The sequence below is a fragment of the Syntrophus aciditrophicus SB genome (assembly GCF_000013405.1).
GTDB lineage: Bacteria > Desulfobacterota > Syntrophia > Syntrophales > Syntrophaceae > Syntrophus > Syntrophus aciditrophicus.
In genome coordinates this window covers 847,293-865,520 of sequence record NC_007759.1, presented here as the reverse complement: position 1 = coordinate 865,520, position 18,228 = coordinate 847,293, and the positions used below count along the sequence as shown (strand labels likewise).

At 52.6% G+C, this 18,228-nt stretch carries 13 protein-coding genes and 1 pseudogene; 5 read left to right on the top strand and 9 right to left on the bottom strand.

Going from position 1 to position 18,228, the window contains the following annotated elements; translation table 11 throughout:
* Positions 1-13 precede the first annotated feature (13 nt).
* The 7 genes and pseudogenes from SYN_RS03990 to SYN_RS03960 all read right to left on the bottom strand — a co-directional run bounded on the left by SYN_RS03990 (position 14) and on the right by SYN_RS03960 (position 9,322).
* Positions 14-1,201: a glycoside hydrolase family 57 protein gene (locus SYN_RS03990; RefSeq protein ID WP_011416754.1), complete on the bottom strand. Its 1,188-nt coding sequence runs from the start codon at positions 1,199-1,201 to the stop codon at positions 14-16.
* Positions 1,202-1,213: 12 nt separating this feature from the next.
* The gene (locus tag SYN_RS03985) at positions 1,214-2,512 is read right to left on the bottom strand and encodes a glycosyltransferase family 4 protein (RefSeq protein WP_011416753.1); all 1,299 of its coding nucleotides are present in this window, start codon (positions 2,510-2,512) and stop codon (positions 1,214-1,216) included.
* Between the two features lie 12 nt (positions 2,513-2,524).
* Positions 2,525-4,483 carry a PAS domain-containing sensor histidine kinase gene (locus tag SYN_RS03980; protein WP_011416752.1) on the bottom strand — a complete coding sequence of 653 codons (1,959 nt, stop codon included), beginning with the start codon at positions 4,481-4,483 and terminating at the stop codon, positions 2,525-2,527.
* Between the two features lie 490 nt (positions 4,484-4,973).
* On the bottom strand, positions 4,974-5,282 hold the full coding sequence (locus SYN_RS03975) for a glycogen debranching enzyme N-terminal domain-containing protein (protein WP_011416750.1): 309 nt from the start codon (positions 5,280-5,282) through the stop codon (positions 4,974-4,976).
* Positions 5,283-5,478: 196 nt separating this feature from the next.
* Entirely contained in the window at positions 5,479-6,186 is a 708-nt protein-coding gene (locus SYN_RS03970) for a LolA family protein (RefSeq protein WP_158302914.1), read from the bottom strand.
* 236 nt (positions 6,187-6,422) lie between these two features.
* Positions 6,423-7,502: pseudogene (locus SYN_RS16985) on the bottom strand (branched-chain amino acid aminotransferase).
* Positions 7,503-7,792: 290 nt separating this feature from the next.
* Positions 7,793-9,322 carry a YifB family Mg chelatase-like AAA ATPase gene (locus SYN_RS03960; RefSeq protein ID WP_011416746.1) on the bottom strand — a complete coding sequence of 510 codons (1,530 nt, stop codon included), beginning with the start codon at positions 9,320-9,322 and terminating at the stop codon, positions 7,793-7,795.
* A 298-nt stretch (positions 9,323-9,620) separates the two neighbouring features.
* On the opposite strand from SYN_RS03960, the gene moaC reads away from it, so the two are divergent.
* From moaC to SYN_RS03935, 5 genes are all read left to right on the top strand, one after another.
* Positions 9,621-10,145, top strand: a complete 525-nt coding sequence (gene moaC / locus SYN_RS03955; protein WP_011416745.1) for a cyclic pyranopterin monophosphate synthase MoaC — start codon at positions 9,621-9,623, stop codon at positions 10,143-10,145.
* Positions 10,146-10,219: 74 nt separating this feature from the next.
* Positions 10,220-10,735, top strand: a complete 516-nt coding sequence (locus SYN_RS03950) for a hypothetical protein (protein WP_011416744.1) — start codon at positions 10,220-10,222, stop codon at positions 10,733-10,735.
* A gap of 167 nt (positions 10,736-10,902) precedes the next feature.
* Entirely contained in the window at positions 10,903-11,232 is a 330-nt protein-coding gene (locus tag SYN_RS03945; RefSeq protein WP_049749894.1) for a helix-turn-helix domain-containing protein, read from the top strand.
* 184 nt (positions 11,233-11,416) lie between these two features.
* On the top strand, positions 11,417-15,238 hold the full coding sequence (locus tag SYN_RS03940) for an SIS domain-containing protein (RefSeq protein ID WP_011416742.1): 3,822 nt from the start codon (positions 11,417-11,419) through the stop codon (positions 15,236-15,238).
* Entirely contained in the window at positions 15,235-16,851 is a 1,617-nt protein-coding gene (locus SYN_RS03935) for a CTP synthase (RefSeq protein ID WP_011416741.1), read from the top strand. Before SYN_RS03940 ends, SYN_RS03935 begins: the two co-directional genes overlap by 4 nt.
* A gap of 257 nt (positions 16,852-17,108) precedes the next feature.
* Here the strand turns inward: SYN_RS03935 and SYN_RS03930 are convergent, their stop codons facing one another.
* Together SYN_RS03930 and SYN_RS03925 are read right to left on the bottom strand one after the other, a co-directional pair.
* Positions 17,109-17,429, bottom strand: coding sequence for a hypothetical protein (locus SYN_RS03930; protein WP_041584691.1), 321 nt, complete (start codon positions 17,427-17,429; stop codon positions 17,109-17,111).
* Between the two features lie 76 nt (positions 17,430-17,505).
* A complete protein-coding gene (locus tag SYN_RS03925) occupies positions 17,506-18,081 on the bottom strand; it encodes a flavodoxin family protein (protein ID WP_041585356.1) in 576 nt (191 codons plus the stop codon).
* Between the last annotated feature and the right edge of the window lie 147 nt (positions 18,082-18,228).

The following is an 18,228-nucleotide window of genomic DNA, read 5'->3' as shown; positions in this document are numbered from 1 at the left end:
TCACTTTCTCCTTTTATGATTGAAGCGTCCGGGAAAAATCTTCCAGAATATTCATATAGTTGATATAGGACTCATAAGGTGACCCATAGGGACCGGAATCGCGTCGTCTCACCCTGTCCGCAAACCCTTCCGTACACATATAATTAAAATAGTCGGATGTCTGCAACATCCGCCAGATGGCGAGGCAATCCGCGTCCTTCCGCTTCCGGACCGCTTCCTCCAGATCATAGAGCACCCGGAGGGCATCCTGCTGCATGGCATTTCCCGCCACGGTTGTCAGATTCCGATGTATATCGAACCCGGAGGCAGAATCCGTCACATCCAGTCGCGCCTGCGGATCGTATCGTTGCGCGATTTCCGCAGGAAGCTGGAAGTGAAAATCGGGCTGTCCAAGCATTTCAGCCGACAGGGCCTGCAGAAATTCAGAGTTTCCCCTGTCAGGCGTCAGATATTTTCCAGAGGTCTCATAGTCCAGGAACAGATTGACCACCTGTCCACCGCTGTTTTCAAGGGAATGGAGGATCCTCTCGGCAAACCATCCTGCCGGAAACGGATGACCATTTCGGCTCCCGTCGGAAAAATGAAGTCGTATATCAGCAGAAAGGTGATAATTTCTCAAGAGTAATTTCAAACGCGCGCAATCAGCAGGCTGATAAACGAAGTCGGGCCCCTGAAAACCTGGAAGACCCTGCCCGCCTTCGGCCAGGAAGGCTGAATGACCCATTTCTTCGGCAACCCCCGCCAATTCATTGCTGTAGATCAAATCCGTGCAATGGAAGGTCGTGGGGTTTTGTCCAAAGAGTTCCTGAATCTTTTTTTTGTGCGCCTCGATCTGTTCCCGAAATTCGCGTGGAGAGAAAAGAAAGGCCAGGGAATGAGGATCGGCCTCATTGAGAAATTCGACACAACCCGTGTCCGCCAGCCGCCGGAAGCCTTCCATAATATCCTGGCGGTATTTTTCACACAGATGGATCATGGCGCCGCTGAGTGCAAAGGCCACACGGAATCTTCCTTCACTCTTCTCCATAAGCCGCAGAAGAAGTCTGTTGGCCGGAAGATAGCAGGAATCCGCGAGCTGATTCAGAATTCGCCGATTTGCCTCCTGATCCTCATAAAGATGATGCCGTCCGATATCAAAAAACGTATAGCGCTTCAAGATAACGGGCCGATGAACCTGAAAGCAGAGACAGATACCGGGCACAGAGAAACTCCTTTACGTCGGTCCGGCAGCGGCCAGTACCCGGCGATAGATGCCGATAACCCTGGCCGCGGAATTTTGCCAGCGGATCCGCTTGATTTCTTCAGAAGCCCTCAGCATCATCTCTTTCACAAGGGCCGGATATTTCAGCACGGCAATCATGTTATCGGCCATTTCATCAATATCCCAGAAGTTTACTTTCAGAGCATGATGAAGGATTTCGGAAACGCCCGATTGCTTCGAAATAATGACCGGCACATCGCACAGCAGGGCTTCCAGGGGCGCGATACCGAACGGCTCGGAAACACTGGGCATGACATAAAGGTCACTCCGGGCGAAAATCCGCTCCACGTCGGAACCGCGGAGAAATCCGGTAAAGTGAAAGTTCTGTCCGATTCCCAGTTCGGCGACACGTTCGATCATCAGGTTCATCAAATCCCCCGAGCCGGCCATAATAAACCTGACCTCCGGAAAGACCTTTAAAACCCGGGCCGCGGCTTCAATAAAATATTCCGGTCCTTTCTGAAAGGTTATCCTGCCAAGGAAAAGCACGGTTTTTATTTCCCCGCGTCCGGAAGATTGATCAAACCTCGTTATAGAATCAGGATGGCGGGTTGCCGCGTTATAAACGACGGATATCTTCCGGCGATCGATTCCGTAGTGTTCGACAATCATTTCTTTCGTATACTGACTGACCGCAATGACATGATCGGCGGCACGCATTCCATGCCGTTCCATATCATAGATCGCCGGATCGATGCGATTTCCGCTGCGATCAAATTCCAGAGAATGGATGTGCAGGATCAGAGGCTTTCCACTGATTTCCCTGGCGTAAAGCCCGGCATGGACCGTCATCCAGTCATGGGCATGAATGATGTCGAAGGAATGACGCCTGGCGACGGCGCCAGCCACCATACCGAACCGCCGCACTTCCTGCATGAGATCGGGGCCGTAATTTCCGGACAGATCGAAAGAAAGTGTTCCGGAGGATGTTCCCGTCCCCTCCGGATCATTCCGCCTCTTCAACCGTTCCCGGTAGCGATGATCTCCGGTGTAAGGCATCAGCAGGGAATCGACGGTTCGAACATCCGGATTTTTCAGAGCGGGACATGCAAGGTCGGTTTCAAGGAGGGGAAATCCCGAAGCGGAGATCAGAGAGACATGCGAAGCCTCTTCGGCAGGATCACAGTGGGGAATCACAAAAAGAACAGGATGTCCAAATCCGGTCAGCGCCCCGGTCAAACCAGAGCAGGCAGTGCCCAGGCCGCCGCTCATATAAGGCGGAAACTCCCAGCCGAACATCAGGATCCGCAAAATTCTCTCCGGCTATGGTTTGACGGATTTCATATCATCCGATGACGCGGGCAGGTAAATGTTAATGGTTGTTTCCACACCCGGTTGGGATACTAAGGACAGAAAACCTTCATGCTTCTTAATGGTGGAATAGCAGATCGCCAGTCCGAGCCCCGCCCCTTTGGTTCCTCCCATAGGCTTTGTGGTGAAATAAGGATCGAAGACTCTGGTCTGATACTCACGGGGAATGCCCACTCCCTGGTCTTTGATGCATATCCGGACATAGGGACCTTCCTTCAGGGACGGCACTTCGTCGGCCTTCAAACTCACATTTTCCGCACTGATCCGGATGGTTCCTCCATCCGGCATGGCCTCCTGGGCATTCACAATCAGGTGACGCACCACCTGCTGCATTTGCCCCACATCAATTTCCAGAGGCCACAGGAAATCGGGAAAGTCAAATTCGCAGCGCACATTTGAACCACTCAGGAAAAAAGACACGGCATCCTTGAGGAAGGGGGCAACGGCCACTTTTTTCCGCAGCGGTTCTCCTCCCTTCGAAAAAGTGATCAACCGGCCGGTCAGTTCCCTGGCCTGCAGACAGCTTTTTTCCGCTTGAGTCATTTTGTCGTAAGCCGGGTCATCAGGAGAGAGATAAAGCTTGGCCAGAGAAACGTTCCCAAGGATCGCAGCAAGGATATTATTGAAGTCATGAGCAATACCCCCTGCCAGGATACCTACGGACTCAAGCTTCTGAGCCTTGACCAGTTCTTCTTCCATTCGCTTGCGGTCCGTAATATCGTGCACGAGAAAATAGAGAAGGTGCTGGCCGGCCATCTCGGTAGGACCGATATAGGCCTCCACATCTCTGACTTCGCCGCTGGCCAGACGGTTCAGGAAATAGAAATGCTGACATTCCCGGTTTCTCGCCCGCTCCATGTCACGCAGGATCTGTTCCCGGGAAAGGATGTTGATGTCGTCGATCATCTTCAATTTAAGGATTTCCCTGCTGTAGCCATAGAAATGACAAGCCGCCGGATTGGCATCCACAATCCGGCCGGTATCGGGATTGATCATCAGCAGAATGGCAACATTTTCTTCAAAGAAACTGCGATAGCGGGCCTCACTCTCACGAATCGCCTTTTCAGACCGTTTGCGTTCCGAAATATCGCGGACAGTCACGACTGCCATTTTCCTGTGTTTCTGCGTAAAGTAACTGACCTTCGCTTCAACGGGAAAGATCGTGCCATCTTTCTTTTTGTGGTCCTGCTGCTGGATTTGAGTATCCCCCGCCCTCAGCATCAGGACTGTTCTGTCCGGTTCGGTGGAAAGATCGATCAATCGGCGTTTCGTCATTTCCACCAGAGTGTATCCATAAAGTCCTGTTGCCGCGGCATTGGCATCAAGGATGGAGCCCGTTTTTTTCTCTACCAGAAAAACGGCGTCGCCTGTCACTTCAAAGACACGCCGATACTTGCGTTCACTCTCTTTCAGGGTCGTTTCCGTGTGTCTTGACCCCGTGATGTCACGGCACAGCCCGACCAGGGCAATCAGCCTGTCTTCCGGGTCGAAGATGCCTTTATTGGACTGGTGAATCCATCGTTCTTTCCCTTTGGGATCAATTATTTTATATTCATAGCTGCGCCCCGCGATTCCCTCCAGCAGTTCCTCCCATTTTTCATTGCAGTAGTCGAAATAATCGGGATGGATAATGTCCTTCATGAAAAACGGGTTCCGATAAAAATCCGACGCGCTGTAACCAAAGACTTCCACAACGGAAGGGCTGATATATTCATAATCGCCTTCAGGAATCCTCAGAAGGAAAACCATATCACTCAGGTTTTCAAGAAGCCTGCGATATTTCTCTTCGCCTGAAAATGACCCGGCAAAGTCTTCTTCGCCTGGATTTTTCTCAAGAGCGGGCACCTTTTTTTTCATATATTCCAGATCGGCCATACGCTGTGCTTTCGTCATGATTTTCATCTTCATCATCCGAGGGCTTCCTGAAAATTCGCATTGTCACGCAACCTGATCTCCATGATCCTCTTGCCCCGTCGACTCAATTTGGAAAACTCTCCTGCGTGGTCATCCCTCCTTTTACCTTCTCACACTCAGCTGATGCTGAACATCGCTTAAGTCTTTCGTACGATGATTAAAATATTAACAGCAAAACCCCGTTTCTGTTGAATGAATCGGGGCTTTCATCTCCAATGCATCATGATTCATTCCCTTAAGTATCTTAATTCAACAGTTTAGCTTGTGATGCTAACACAAAATCATAATTATTCCTATTATTTTAAAGCAAAGAGTAATTACTTAGAGAAATCAGAATGCCCCTTCCCCAATCCTGGAACCAGGGGTAAACGACGATGGTGCTGGGAGGCCTCGAGGGTATGCGGAAGAGAAACTGCTGGCCTGCAGAAAGCAGGCACCGCAGGTTCTCCTGATCTTCCTCCTGCCCGAAACACTCCACCCTGGCTTCTCAGGTGGCCATGGTCCGGAGGCCTCGCATCGTCCCGGCGGTCCAGATCTTCTTCAAAGGAAACTCAGGAGAGAAAAACATCCCCGGATACTGATGGCAGGACAGGGAGCATTCCTGATCTCCAAGCTGAAGAGAATCTTCAATCTTGGAAAGGAGGACATGACGCCCCGACGGGGAATCCAGATTTGCCACGGGAAGACCGTGGGATCTCCGGGTATGACGGTTCAGAAGCGCGCTGGAAGTATAGCTGCCCAGCCCTGGCTTCCAGCCATTCCATCTCCAGGGCCGTTTCCCGGCTTTCCGGAACATCCTGATCCCATTTCACGCGCATCATCACGACACTTCCCCTGTTATGCACGATGAAACCGTAATTTCAATTCCAGATCAAAGAAGATACAACGGCGACGAGGCATAGGCGACGAAGAAGGACTGAAGCGTACGCAGCGAATCCGATAACGAAGTCTCGGCAGAGAACGCTTTGATATGGGATTGAAATAATGGCGTCTCAGGGCATGTTAAATACTTCCACTCCCGTTGGAACCCTGAAGTTGAACAGGCTATCGGATAACCGATTATTCACTCTGATGTTCCGGAATTGAATCCGAGTTTCATTCCCATATGTATCGGTAAAGCTTCCCTCTATAATTTGATAACTTTTTTTATCCACGGTCAGGTTGAGTTGATCGGTTCCCAATCCGGGCCTCTTCGGGACCAGCGTCAACTGATAATTCCCTTCCTTATCGACGGCCCCTGATGCAGCAAAACGGATCGAAAAATCTTCCTGGAGCTTACCCATGCCAGAAAGAAAGCGAACGGCCATTTTGGATTTGAAAATCTGATCGGCGTTCTGGACATAAACTACATGATCCTCAGGAACATAGAGCCAGGCTTTCTGAGGATTGACGACAAGCTTTTTCATTTGCGGCTTGTGGTAATCCCACAACATCCGTTTGGGATTCTTCAGATAAAGGATTCCTTCTTCCCGTTCCGCTCTTCCCATGGATTTCAGAGATACTTCCTGAATAAATGACGCCTTCAGATCGCGCGTCCGCTCATAGGCCACCTGCATCCGGCTGATCAGGGCGGAAAGGGACAGGGGCTCCGCCGCCTGAAGAGAGCCGCTCCCCCACGACAAAATGCCGAGGAAAACCAGAACAGAGAGGATGATCCTTCCGCGGCAAAAACATCTTTTTTGGTTCTCATTATAATTCATGATCATAGAAAAATCAGCCCTTTACTGTATACATTGTTGATACGCCACCGGCTTCCCCATTTTTTCAAGAAATTCGATATCAAAGAGATATATATCCGTAATCATTAACTAATTTACTGCCTAATTCTTATGCAATTCGGTCAATATTCGTAACAATTACAGACTTACCCGATTTATCAACAGCGTTATCCACAGGCTTGTCCACAGGCTTGTGGATGAGATTTCATCGGGAATCCTCAGTCGGAAATTTTCATTCTCCAGCCGAATGGATCCTCTTTTTCGCCATACTGAATACCAAGGATTTCATTGTAAAGTTTTTCCGTTAAAGGCCCCGTCTTTCCGCCATTAACCTGATACTCTTTACCCTGATAATAAAACTGACCGACAGGAGAAACCACAGCCGCCGTGCCGGACGCGAAAACTTCCTTAAGCGTTCCCGTTTCGACTGCCTGAAGAACTTCCTCCATGGAAAGTCTCCGTTCCGAAACGGTCATCCCCCAGTGCCGGGCCATTTTAATCACGGAATCCCGAGTCACTCCGGGCAGGATGGTCCCTTCCAGAGGGGCCGTCACCAGTTCATCGCCAATCAGGAAAAAGATATTGCTGGTTCCCACCTCTTCGACGTACTTTCTCTCGATGGCATCCAGCCATAAAACCCTGGGTGTAGCCCATTTTCATGGCAATCTGACTGGCATAAAGACTTGCCGCATAATTCCCCGCGTTCTTGCAGGTCCCTGTCCCGCCACGCACTGATCGAACATATTCCTCGCTGACGTAAAATTTTCGTCGGATTGGAATCCTTCAGGATAATAGGCTCCTACCGGGCCGACGATAATGAAAAAGAGATATTCATCAGATGGATGTACGCCCAGCGCTGCCTCGGTAGCAATCATGGTTGGTCTGATATACAGGGATGTACCCCGCCCATGGGGTATCCAGTCTTTTTCCAGAAGAACCAGCTTGACCAGAGCTTCCATAAATACATCCGGGTCAAGGGCAGGCATGCAGAGTCGCTCAGCAGACGCATTCATGCGTCGAATATTTTCCTTGGGCCGGAAAAGATAGATTTCACCTGACCGTCCGCGATAGGCCTTCATCCCTTCGAATATTTCCTGACCGTAATGAAGACACATGGCCGTCGGATCGAGACAGATGGGCCGATACGGGCCGATCTCCGCATTTTCCCATCCGCGATCGGTTTGATAGGTCATCGTAAACATATGATCCGTGAAAAATTTGCCGAATCCCAATTTCGATTCATCTGCCGGCTTTGTTTTTCTGGATTCCGGCGACAGCGGATTCATTTTAATCTCCATAAGTGCGTCTCCTTCATGATTACGAACTCTTTCGTGGTTAAACATTTCTTATGCCGAAGCTTTCCTTCTGAATCGTCCTTGCCCCTGACAGAGTGAATTCCGGAAAAGTGCCCCACTACCCACGTCATGTGTATAGGTGTGGCCGGGTTTACATGTCTCGGGCAATTTTTCCTGAAGCCATGATGGCGTGTTTCCAAAAGCCGGAAAATTCAAGGCTTCATCCAGACAACGAATTGCATAATAAAATTTTACTCTCTTTTGTCAAACGGTATTTATCGCTCTTTTATCACTTATACCCGATAGGAATCCAGACTGCGGTATGAAATCGCCTCCGCGACATGGCAGGCCGAAATCGCTTCACAATCTTCGAGATCCGCGATGGTGCGGGCAACCTTCACTATCCGGGTGAACGCCCGGGCGCTGAGCCCCAGCCGCTCCATCGCCATTTCAATCAACCGATGGGAATCGTTATCCAGGGGGCAGAATTCAGAAATCTGTCGATCCGGCAATCGGGCGTTGCACAACGCCTCAGAACCGGCCATCCGTTCCTGCTGTTTTTTCCTGGCCCGTAAAACCCTTCGGCCAATGACCTCGGAAGACTCTCCGTTGTAAGGCCCGGTCAATTCCCGATATCCGACCGATGGGACAAGGATGTGAATGTCAATTCGGTCCAGTAGTGGGCCGGACAAGCGGGCCTGATACTGTCGGATCTGCCGGGGCGTACAGCGACATGAACGGGCGGGATCGCCATGATAGCCACAGGGGCAGGGATTCATCGCCGCGACCAGCATGAATCGCGCGGGAAAAGAGGCGGTAATCGACGCCCGGGTAATGGTCACCGCACCGTTTTCCAGAGGCTGCCTCAGGGCCTCCAGCGTATTTTTACGGAACTCCGGCAGTTCATCCAGAAACAGCACCCCATAATGAGCGAGGCTGATCTCTCCAGGCTTCGGAGTTTGCCCACCGCCGACCATACCGGCATCCGAAATGGTGTGATGAGGCGCCCGGAAGGGACGCGATCCAACAAGGACCTCTTCCCTGTCCAGCAGTCCGGCGACAGAATAAATTTTCGTAATTTCCACCGCTTCCTCAAAGGTCAGCGGAGGAAGAATGGAGGGAAGTCGCTGCGCCAGCATGGTTTTTCCCGAACCAGGAGAACCGATCATCAGGAGATTGTGCCCTCCGGCCGCGGCAACCTCCAACGCCCGCTTTGCCTGATCCTGACCGCGGATTTCAAGGAAATCCCGACCCGCTGGAGACGCCTTTTCCCAGATGCTGTCGCTGTCGGTTCCCGCGGGATGGATCTCACGGATCCCGTTAAAATACTCCACAATTTCCGGAAGCGTTTCAATTGCGATGACATCTATCCCTTTGACCATGGCTGCTTCGGACGCATTTTCCGCAGGAACGACCAGCCCCCTGAAATTCAAATCCCTGGCAAGCTGAGCCGCGGAAAGAACGCCGTTTACCCCTTTCACGGCCCCATCCAGGGACAGTTCCCCCATGAGCATGAATTCCTTCGCACTTTCTCCCCGGACGATGCCTTCCGCGGTCAGAATGGCCAGCGCAATCGGCAGATCGAATCCTGTCCCTTCCTTCCGGATATCCGCGGGAGCAAGATTCACGGTCACATGATTCCGCGGAAAGCTGTAGCCCGAATTCCGAATGGCCGCCCGGATCCGATCCTTACTCTCTCTTACCGCCGTGTCGGGCAGACCGACCGTAGAAAACTGCGGCAGACCGCTGGCAACATCCACTTCAACAACCACCGGATAGGAATCAATTCCTATCAGCGTGGCACTGCTCACCTTGACCATCATAGTTCATCCTCCTGGAATCATTCACTTTGTTTTTCATGAAACACGGATGACACGCCTCATGAACCCGCACTCGATCCTTAATGGTCCCCTGCAGAAATTTTCCCTCCGATACTTCTGATAAAAATCGGCGAAAACTTATCTAACAAGGAGAGTTCCCGCAAGAAATTTCTATCTTCAACGTCGAAAATTTGCCGTCTTGACGAAAAAATATGCCTGTGTTAGAGTTCCCGCGATTTTTTGAAAAACAGACCCGCAAAATGCTGCCTTAGCGTAATTTCCTGTGAGAGATTAGAAAATTATGAAAAACGATACGGGGAAAACAGGTCTTTCCCATCTTGACGACCAGGGCCAGGCCAAGATGGTGGATGTAACCGCCAAGGATGAGACAATCCGTGAAGCGGTGGCCTGCGGAACAGTCCGGATGCAGCCCGCAACGGTCCGTCTGATTCAGGAGGGCGGTCTTACCAAAGGCGATGTTTTCAGCGCCGCCAGGCTTGCCGGCATCATGGCCGCCAAAAAGACGTGGGAACTGATTCCCCTCTGTCATCCCCTGATGTTGACCAGTGTTGATGTTTTCTTCAGCAGCAACGCGGAACGCGGTGAAATAACCCTTGAGGCCCGGTCCACAACCATCGGCAGGACCGGGGTGGAAATGGAAGCCCTGACTGCGGTCAGTGTTGCCGCGCTGACAATTTATGACATGTGTAAAGCCGTTGACCGGGGAATGGTCATTTCGGAAATCTTCCTCCAGTCCAAAAAAGGCGGCAGGAGTGGAACCTTCGATCGATCCGTTTCATTCCCTCCCGGCCGTTCCGGCTCATGAGGCATCGTCATTCAGCAATTCAGCAGAAGTTTTCCTGTCATTCTTGATTTGAGAGTCTCTCAAGGGGTCCATTCATGGAAAACAAAATTTACGGGATCAGGAAACTTATTGCCATTTCATTCGGCATTGACGTCTTCCTGCTGTGCGTTCTTTTTGTTCTTTCCTTTCTCGTCGGGGGATCATCCCCGGAGAGGATCGTTCTGGCCGTTTTTTTAATTCCCTCCCTCTATGTGTCATGCGAACTCTGGTCTCGAAGGGTTGTTCTTGATGCCCGGGGGGTCCGGCTGGAAAAGTTTTTGCGGAAAAAAGAACTGGGTTGGCATGAGATTACCAACGTCGGCGCCCTTGTTCTTCGTTCACGAACCTATCTCCTGTTAACCACAGCGAAAGGATTCGTGAGTATTTCCAATTCCTATGAGAATTTTTCGCACCTTATTCAGGACATTGCCGAACGCGTCGATGAGGAAAAAATAGAAGAGGAAGTCCGCCGGCAGATCGATTCACCCCAGGTTAACAGTTCCGAACTGATCAAGTTCTGGATAGCCGCGTTGGTTATGCTGGCACTGATCATTATCAAATTATTTTTTTGACGCGATTGCTGCTCATTCCAATTCCGGGTTGGGTAAGATCTTCAGGCCGCAAGCCCCAGGCAGCGCAGGCGCATAAGTCGACCATCGAGAAACCGATAACGAAGCCCGCGGAGCGCGCTTTGATATGGAATAGGGATTACCGGTCCAGAAAGGAGACAAATCTTTTCATGAATTATATCGTTGATCGCCGAAACATTGTTGCGGAACGAAACATTGACGTAGAGGGCGATAAGGATGTGCCTTCCTCACCCGCTTTCGTTCTTGAAAGAATTCTTCAGAAGCAGCTTGAAGATATCGCAACGGTTCTGCATTCCACGGATTCGGACCGGAGCACGCTTTACGACGACATCATGACCATGGTGGATCGGGGTCTTTACCGGATCGCTTTACAACGCAACAATAACGTGAAAAGCGCCGCAGCCGCCTATCTGGGAATCAACCGGAACACTTTCCAGAAAAAAATGGCTAAACTGGGGCTGGACTCTCCGAAGCCCTGACGCATCCCATCCCAGCCCCTCTGCACCTGGTCTCGAGAGATCGGCCTCCAGCATGAAAAGCCGGGGAAGTTTATCCCCGGACAGTACACCCGCATCGGGAGAAAAGTCCTGAACAGTTTAACATCCATCTTCACTCTCCTGTATCTGAAGGCATGGTATCTTTAATAAAAATAAGAGAAGCCCCATGATCGCCTCCGAAAAATTGAAATTCTGGACGAAATCGTTTCGTTCGCTGATACGAAATACACGGATACTCATCGGCTGCCCGCCGCAGAAGGTTCAGGGCCCCGCGATCATCCTCTTTCCTCTGGAACCCGCTACGCTCTGCTGCGGCCTTGCCGGCATTCTTACCGTGAAGGGGGCCTCCATGGCGCCCGATGACATCCAGGCGGCAATCCGGCGCATCCTGGAGGGGCTCCAGCCTATGAAAGAACAAAACATCCAGGCGCTGAATTCCGGATCGATTCCGCTCGACTCGTATCTCGGCGGCAGCCGCCACCTGGACAGTCTGGGCAACGCCCTGCTGGACCTCAAGCAGGACGCCGCCGCGGAACATCTCTTCTTTTCAGAAAAGGAAACCGCCGCGCTTCGTGAACAGATTCACTTCCTGCAGAACTTCCTTGCCGCAGAGGAATCCATGCTGGAACAATCGGCCGGCCATTTCACGACTCTCGATCTGGAAAGCATCAACAGCCGCCTGGTCATGCTGAAAGACATCCTCTGGGCGCTGGATAAGGACATCCTGAACAATATCGGCCGGATCGCCTCCCTCGCCTGCAACCGGCACGGAAACGGAGTATCCCGGGAAGCCTTCCGCAAATATCGGAAACTCAATTATCTCCTGAACTGCCTGGACCGCCTGGAAGTCCGGGGACGGGATTCTGCAGGCATCCAGATTTCCTTCACCCTGGCCGACGAGCAGGCTTTTGAAAACGCGGTTGCATTCCTCAGGACAAATTCCCTCTACGACGAATTTCTACGACGCATTCAGCCGGGGGACTGGCTCAACGGCTCAATCGGGATATCTTTCAAAAAGAGGGAAGAAAAAAAGGAAAGCCGTGGAGAAACCACAATCACCTTCACCTACAAGACCTCGGCCATCATCGGTGAACTGGGACGTAATGTCCGGGAACTGAGAGAGGGCATCGCCGGCGATGCCCTGTTTCATGAATTCGCCCGGCTGGAGACCGGTTTTGAAACCGCTTTTGCCCACACCCGCTGGGCATCCGTCGGCTCCATCACGGATGACAACTGCCACCCTGTAAATAATTTCACGCTGACCTCGAAAACGGATCTGAGTCATGGAGAATTGCCTGCGGCATGCCGGGATTATCCCTGTTACGGAAAGGGCAACTGGTTGATCTCCGTAGTCCTGAACGGCGACATTGACAATTATGCTGCCCTCCGCACGGCGTTGGAGGCGGAGCGGGAGGTCATTCCCCGGGAAGTCACCACCGACACCAAGATCATCCCCCTGCAGATCGAAAAATACCTTCTGAGCGGCCATGACCTGCAGGAAGCCTTTCGCCTTGCCGTCAGCGATTTCGAGGGCTCCCACGCCATTGCCATGGTCAGCAATCTGGCGCCCGAAAAGGTGTTCCTCGCCCTGAAGGGCAGCGGTCAGACCATTTACGTCGGCATTGCCCCGGATTCATACATATTCGCCTCGGAACTGTACGGACTCGTGGAAGGCACCTCCAGGTTCGTTAAAATGGATGGTGAAAAGACTCCCCTAGAATCCGAAGATTCTGAAGGAGAGAAGACAGGACAGATCTTCATCCTCGACGAGAACGGAGCGGGGGGCATTTCGGGAATTTCGGCGTTTTTCTACGATGGGACTCCCCTCATGCTGACCGACCGGCAGGTGCAACAGGCGGAAATCACCACCAGGGACATCGACCGGGGAACATATCCCCACTACTTCCTGAAGGAAATTACAGAGTCCGCCCTCTCCGTCAGAAAGACCCTCCGGGGGAGATATCGGATAAGCGAAGACGCCGGCGGCAAGAAGCAGGTCACATTCAATCTCGGATCCGACGTTCTGCCGGAAAAATTGAAAACGGATATCCGCGAGGGGACGATCCGCCGGATTCTGGTCGTCGGCCACGGCACAGCGGCGGTCGCCGGTTCCGCCGTTGCGGACGCCCTGGAGCGATACCTGAAGGATGCGCCCCTGACCGTGGAGGCACGGATTGCCTCGGAACTCAGCGGCTTCTGCCTTCATGACGATCTGAGCGACACGCTCGTCATTCCCATTACCCAGTCGGGAACCACAACAGACACCAACCGCGCGGTGGCCATGGCGGCGCAGCGGGGAGCGACGGTTCTGGCTATCGTCAACCGCCGCCAGTCGGATATCACCACAAAGGCCCAGGGAGTTTTCTATACGAGCGACGGGCGGGACATCGAGATGTCTGTGGCCTCCACGAAAGCATTCTACTCCCAGATTATCGCCGGCCATATCCTGGCTCTCTTCTTCGCCCAGTTTCTTAAAACCCTGCCGGACGCCGCTATCGCCTCCGAACTGGCCATACTCGAACAGGCTCCGGACAGAATGGAACAGGTCCTCACGCAAAAGGAGGATATCCGCCGGGCCGTCGAGCGCTTCGCCAAGCGCAAGACATACTGGGCCGTTGTGGGCAGCGGCCCGAACAAGGCCGCCGCCGATGAGATCCGCATCAAGCTCAGCGAACTCTGCTACAAAACGATCTCCACGGATATCGTGGAAAACAAGAAGCACATCGATCTGTCGGCGGAACCCCTGATTCTCGTGTGCGCCGCCGGCAATCCCGAGGCCGTCCTCGGCGACATCGTCAAGGATGTGGCCATTTTCAAAGCACACAAGGCGGCTGTCACGGTTTTCGCCGACGCGGATGAAGGCCGTTTCGACGGTCTTGCCGACGCCGTGATCCGGATTCCCCGCTCCCCCTTGCCTCTTCCTGTCATCCTCAATACCGTGGCCGGCCATCTCTGGGGATATTACGCGGCCATGAGCATCGATGAAGACGCCCTGTTCCTGAAAACGTACCGCAGTCAGATAAATCGCACCATGGTGGAGCAGGACAAACGGAAAACTTCCTTTTATGAGCGGATCGCAGACCGGGATTTCCGCCGGCTCATCCGTGATTTTTCATCCCGATTCCATGAACGAAGAAACCAGGGGGCCTTTTCCTTTACCAGCGTCAAAACAGTTTCGGACATCGTTCTCCTCCTGAAATACGTCGTCGGCAAGCTTCCGCTTGAGGATTACCGGCATGATTTCAAGAACGGCGGTGATCTTCTGTCTCCCATTGATCTGCTGGACATCTCCCTGGGTCAGGCGATCGACGAACTTTCCCGTCCCATCGACGCCATCCGGCATCAGGCAAAGACGGTCACGGTGGGAACGAGCCGCAAGGAAGAATCGCTTCACGGCATTCTCTTCAATCTGCTGAAGGAGCTGAACATCTCCACAAGGATGCTGGTCGGCAAAACCATTCCGGAATTGAACCGGATTCAGCCGGCCATCGCCGAGATCCGGGGCTATACCTTGTATGGCATCAACAATCTCGATGCGGACGGCAACCCCGGGGATGAAGCGACCATCGCCATCCATAAACGGGGCGGCATCTCCCTGGAGATGACCTCCCGGGCTGAAACCTCCAAACGGCTCATGGGAACGAAAAAAATCATGGCCCGAACCCGAAGGCTTTATATCGGGCGGGGAAAACTCGATAGGATGCCCATTGTCATTCTCCCTGTGCTGGACGAAGGAAACGCCGTCCGGAACCTGCTGCTGGCGCATGTCGCTTTCCATGAAAACCTGCCGCTGAAAAAGAAGATCAATATCCTGGGTGTCAAATACAACGACATCCGCAATCTGACCGATGAATACAACCTGCCTTGGGAGGACGCTTATCTGGAAAAGATTCCCATGGAAGTCCTGCTGGGCGAGGCGGTTGAAACCCTTGTCGAAGATATCCGGGGAAAAATTGCAGACCCGAAGAAGGAGAAAGAATTCACATGAGAACAAAATATATCTTTATTACCGGAGGCGTCCTGTCATCCCTGGGCAAAGGACTGGCTGCGGCATCCATAGCCGCGGTACTGGAGTGCCGGGGGTTACGGGTGACCAATCAGAAGCTGGACCCTTACATCAATGTCGATCCCGGAACGATGAGTCCCTTTCAGCACGGCGAGGTCTTTGTCACTGATGACGGCGCCGAAACCGATCTGGACCTGGGCCATTATGAGAGGTTTACCTCAACGCGCATGGGAAAAAGCAACAACCTGACGACCGGCCAGGTTTACTTCTCGGTCATCACCAAGGAACGGCGCGGGGACTATCTCGGCAAAACCGTTCAGGTGATTCCCCATATCACGAACGAGATCAAGGATTACATCCGCCAGTCTTCGGAAGGCTTTGACGTCGCCCTGATAGAAATCGGCGGAACCGTGGGCGATATCGAAAGCCTCCCCTTCCTGGAGGCCATCCGTCAGTTCCGCAACGAAGTGGGCAAACAGAACGCCATCTTCATTCACCTCACCTGGGTGCCTTTCATCAAAACCGCCGGAGAAGTAAAAACCAAACCCACACAGCACAGCGTCAAGGCCCTCCGGGAAATCGGAATTCAGCCGGACATCCTGCTCTGCCGGACGGAAGAATTCCTGTCGGAAGATATCAAAGCCAAGATCGCCCTGTTCTGCAACGTGGAAGAGGCCGCCGTCTTTACGGCGAAGGATGTGAGCTGCATCTATGAAGTGCCGCTGATCTACCATCGGGAAGGGCTCGATCAGAAGATCGTCGATCTGCTCAACATCTGGACAGGGCAACCCCATCTGGAAGCCTGGGAAAATGTCGTGCAGAAGATCACGTCACCGTCTTATGAGGTCAATATCGCCATCGTGGGCAAGTATGTGAACCTTACCGATTCCTATAAAAGTCTCAACGAAGCCCTGGTGCACGGAGGCATCGGCAACGACTGTCAGGTCAACCTGCGTTTCGTGGATTCGGAAAAGATTGAAAAAGACGGGCTCAATCACCAGTTGGAAAATGTGGACGGCATCCTGGTTCCCGGCGGATTCGGCAATCGGGGCATTGAAGGGATGATTCAGGTCATCCGCTATGCACGGGAAAACAAGGTGCCTTTTTTCGGCATCTGTCTGGGGATGCAGATGGCCGTTGTGGAATTCGCCCGCCACGTCTGTGGGCTGGAAAAGGCGAACAGCTCGGAATTCGACGAAAACACCCCTCATCCGGTGATCGACCTGCTCCCGGAGCAGAAAGCCGTTCAGGAAATGGGGGCTTCCATGCGCCTGGGTTCCTACCCCTGCCGCCTGTCCGATGCTTCTCTGGCCTGTGAGGCCTATGGCGAGGTGGAAATCGGGGAGCGTCACCGCCACCGCTATGAGTTCAACCGGGATTATCAGGAACGTCTGGAGGCCTGCGGACTGCGCATCACGGGGCGTTCACCGGACGGCCGGCTGGTTGAAATCGTGGAGATCAAGGATCATCCCTGGTTCCTCGGCTGTCAGTTCCATCCGGAATTCAAATCCCGGCCGACGGAACCTCACCCGCTTTTCCAGCGATTCATCGAAGCCGCCCTTCGCTACCGCAAAAAACGCGCGGAGGACCAGTAATTCCGGACATCGGCGCCCGGTTTACCATCGGGAAATGCTGGACAGGAAAATCCGGAAGATCAAGCCCTGATCAGGACCACCGATCGGATCATCGCTGATCCGGTGAAAGTCAGATAATGCGAGTGTGTTCATGGATTGAGGCAGGTCAGTGCTGTTTTGAGCCGGGGAAAGCTCTATGGGAATACCAGGAGGGACAGGAACTTTTCCTGATCAGGTCAGTCCCCCTCCCCCTGGACACAGTCAGGCGACGATGATTTTTATCGCCGATAGTAATCGTGCCGGTCGTTCCTGTCATCCCTGCCGTCTCGGCCATCCCCGCCCTTGAAGCGGGTTTCTCTGGGATAGCGGTCCCTCGGCAGATCTTTCCACGGTCCATTCTTTGATTTTGAGTAAGACCAGCGGTCGCTGTGATAGTAATAGTGAAAATCGCCGTAGAAGTAATAAGGGTCGGTAAGTTCAACAACAGCCGGCAGAGCGGGCGCGATGACGACGCCTTCTCCATGATGCGCGGGAACCATCACACAAGCGGAAAGCATGAATAGAGACCACGCCGTGACAAATAACAGCAGCTTTTTCATTTTTATCCTCCTGAGATTCTTGTTGAAAAAACCTCTTTGCTTCATGTTCCCTGATGCGATCCTATTTTCAAATCCCTCAGGTCCTCAGTTTTTTCAGCAACCACGCCATGTTTTCACCCAGCAGCCTCATCGTGTAAATTCCCTCCTGATCCGATTCCACATCGCCCTTGTCCAGACCGATTCCCATGTTCCAGTAGTTGGAACCCGGGATGATCATCTGGCTGATCAGGAAAAAATTGTTGAGCGTATTGAATGCGTGGATGCTGCCCGCCCGACGGACAGCAACGACCGCGGCGCCCACCTTGCGCCGGAGCATATCCCCGTTTGCCTTGGCGACAAAACCGGCTCGCTCGATCAAAGCCTTCATTTCGGCGCTGACATCGGCGAAATAGGTCGGCGATCCCAGCAGAATGCCGTCGGCCTCAACCATCTTCTCGAGGCACTCGTTCAGGACGTCTTCTTTGACCGCACACCGTTTATCCCGGGTTTCGAAGCATTTTCCGCAGGCGGTGCAACCCCGGAGAGTCCTGCCGCTCAAGTTGAATGTTTCCGTTTCAATGCCTTCCTTCTTTAATCCGCTCAACGCATAATTGATGAGAATGGCGGTATTTCCATCTTTGCGAGCACTGCCGTTGAATGCAATAACCTTCATCTCCTTTTCCTCCGTGAGCGTTTTTTCTCTTTGTATCAAATTCCGGAACATAGATAAAGAAAGAAGGGGCTGCACAGTCGTTTGCGCTCTGCAACCCTTCCTGTCTTTGAATCAACGTCGACACGCTGGTCGAGATAATATAAAGTC

Coding starts and splice junctions, on each gene's coding strand:
- SYN_RS03980 (WP_011416752.1), bottom strand. CDS start 4,483: ATGATGAAGATGAAAATCATGACGAAAGCACAGCGTATGGCCGATCTG.
- SYN_RS03975 (WP_011416750.1), bottom strand. CDS start 5,282: ATGTTCCGGAAAGCCGGGAAACGGCCCTGGAGATGGAATGGCTGGAAG.
- SYN_RS03970 (WP_158302914.1), bottom strand. CDS start 6,186: ATGAATTATAATGAGAACCAAAAAAGATGTTTTTGCCGCGGAAGGATC.
- SYN_RS03960 (WP_011416746.1), bottom strand. CDS start 9,322: ATGATGGTCAAGGTGAGCAGTGCCACGCTGATAGGAATTGATTCCTAT.
- moaC (WP_011416745.1), top strand. CDS start 9,621: ATGAAAAACGATACGGGGAAAACAGGTCTTTCCCATCTTGACGACCAG.
- SYN_RS03950 (WP_011416744.1), top strand. CDS start 10,220: ATGGAAAACAAAATTTACGGGATCAGGAAACTTATTGCCATTTCATTC.
- SYN_RS03945 (WP_049749894.1), top strand. CDS start 10,903: ATGAATTATATCGTTGATCGCCGAAACATTGTTGCGGAACGAAACATT.
- SYN_RS03940 (WP_011416742.1), top strand. CDS start 11,417: ATGATCGCCTCCGAAAAATTGAAATTCTGGACGAAATCGTTTCGTTCG.
- SYN_RS03935 (WP_011416741.1), top strand. CDS start 15,235: ATGAGAACAAAATATATCTTTATTACCGGAGGCGTCCTGTCATCCCTG.
- SYN_RS03930 (WP_041584691.1), bottom strand. CDS start 17,429: ATGAAAAAGCTGCTGTTATTTGTCACGGCGTGGTCTCTATTCATGCTT.
- SYN_RS03925 (WP_041585356.1), bottom strand. CDS start 18,081: ATGAAGGTTATTGCATTCAACGGCAGTGCTCGCAAAGATGGAAATACC.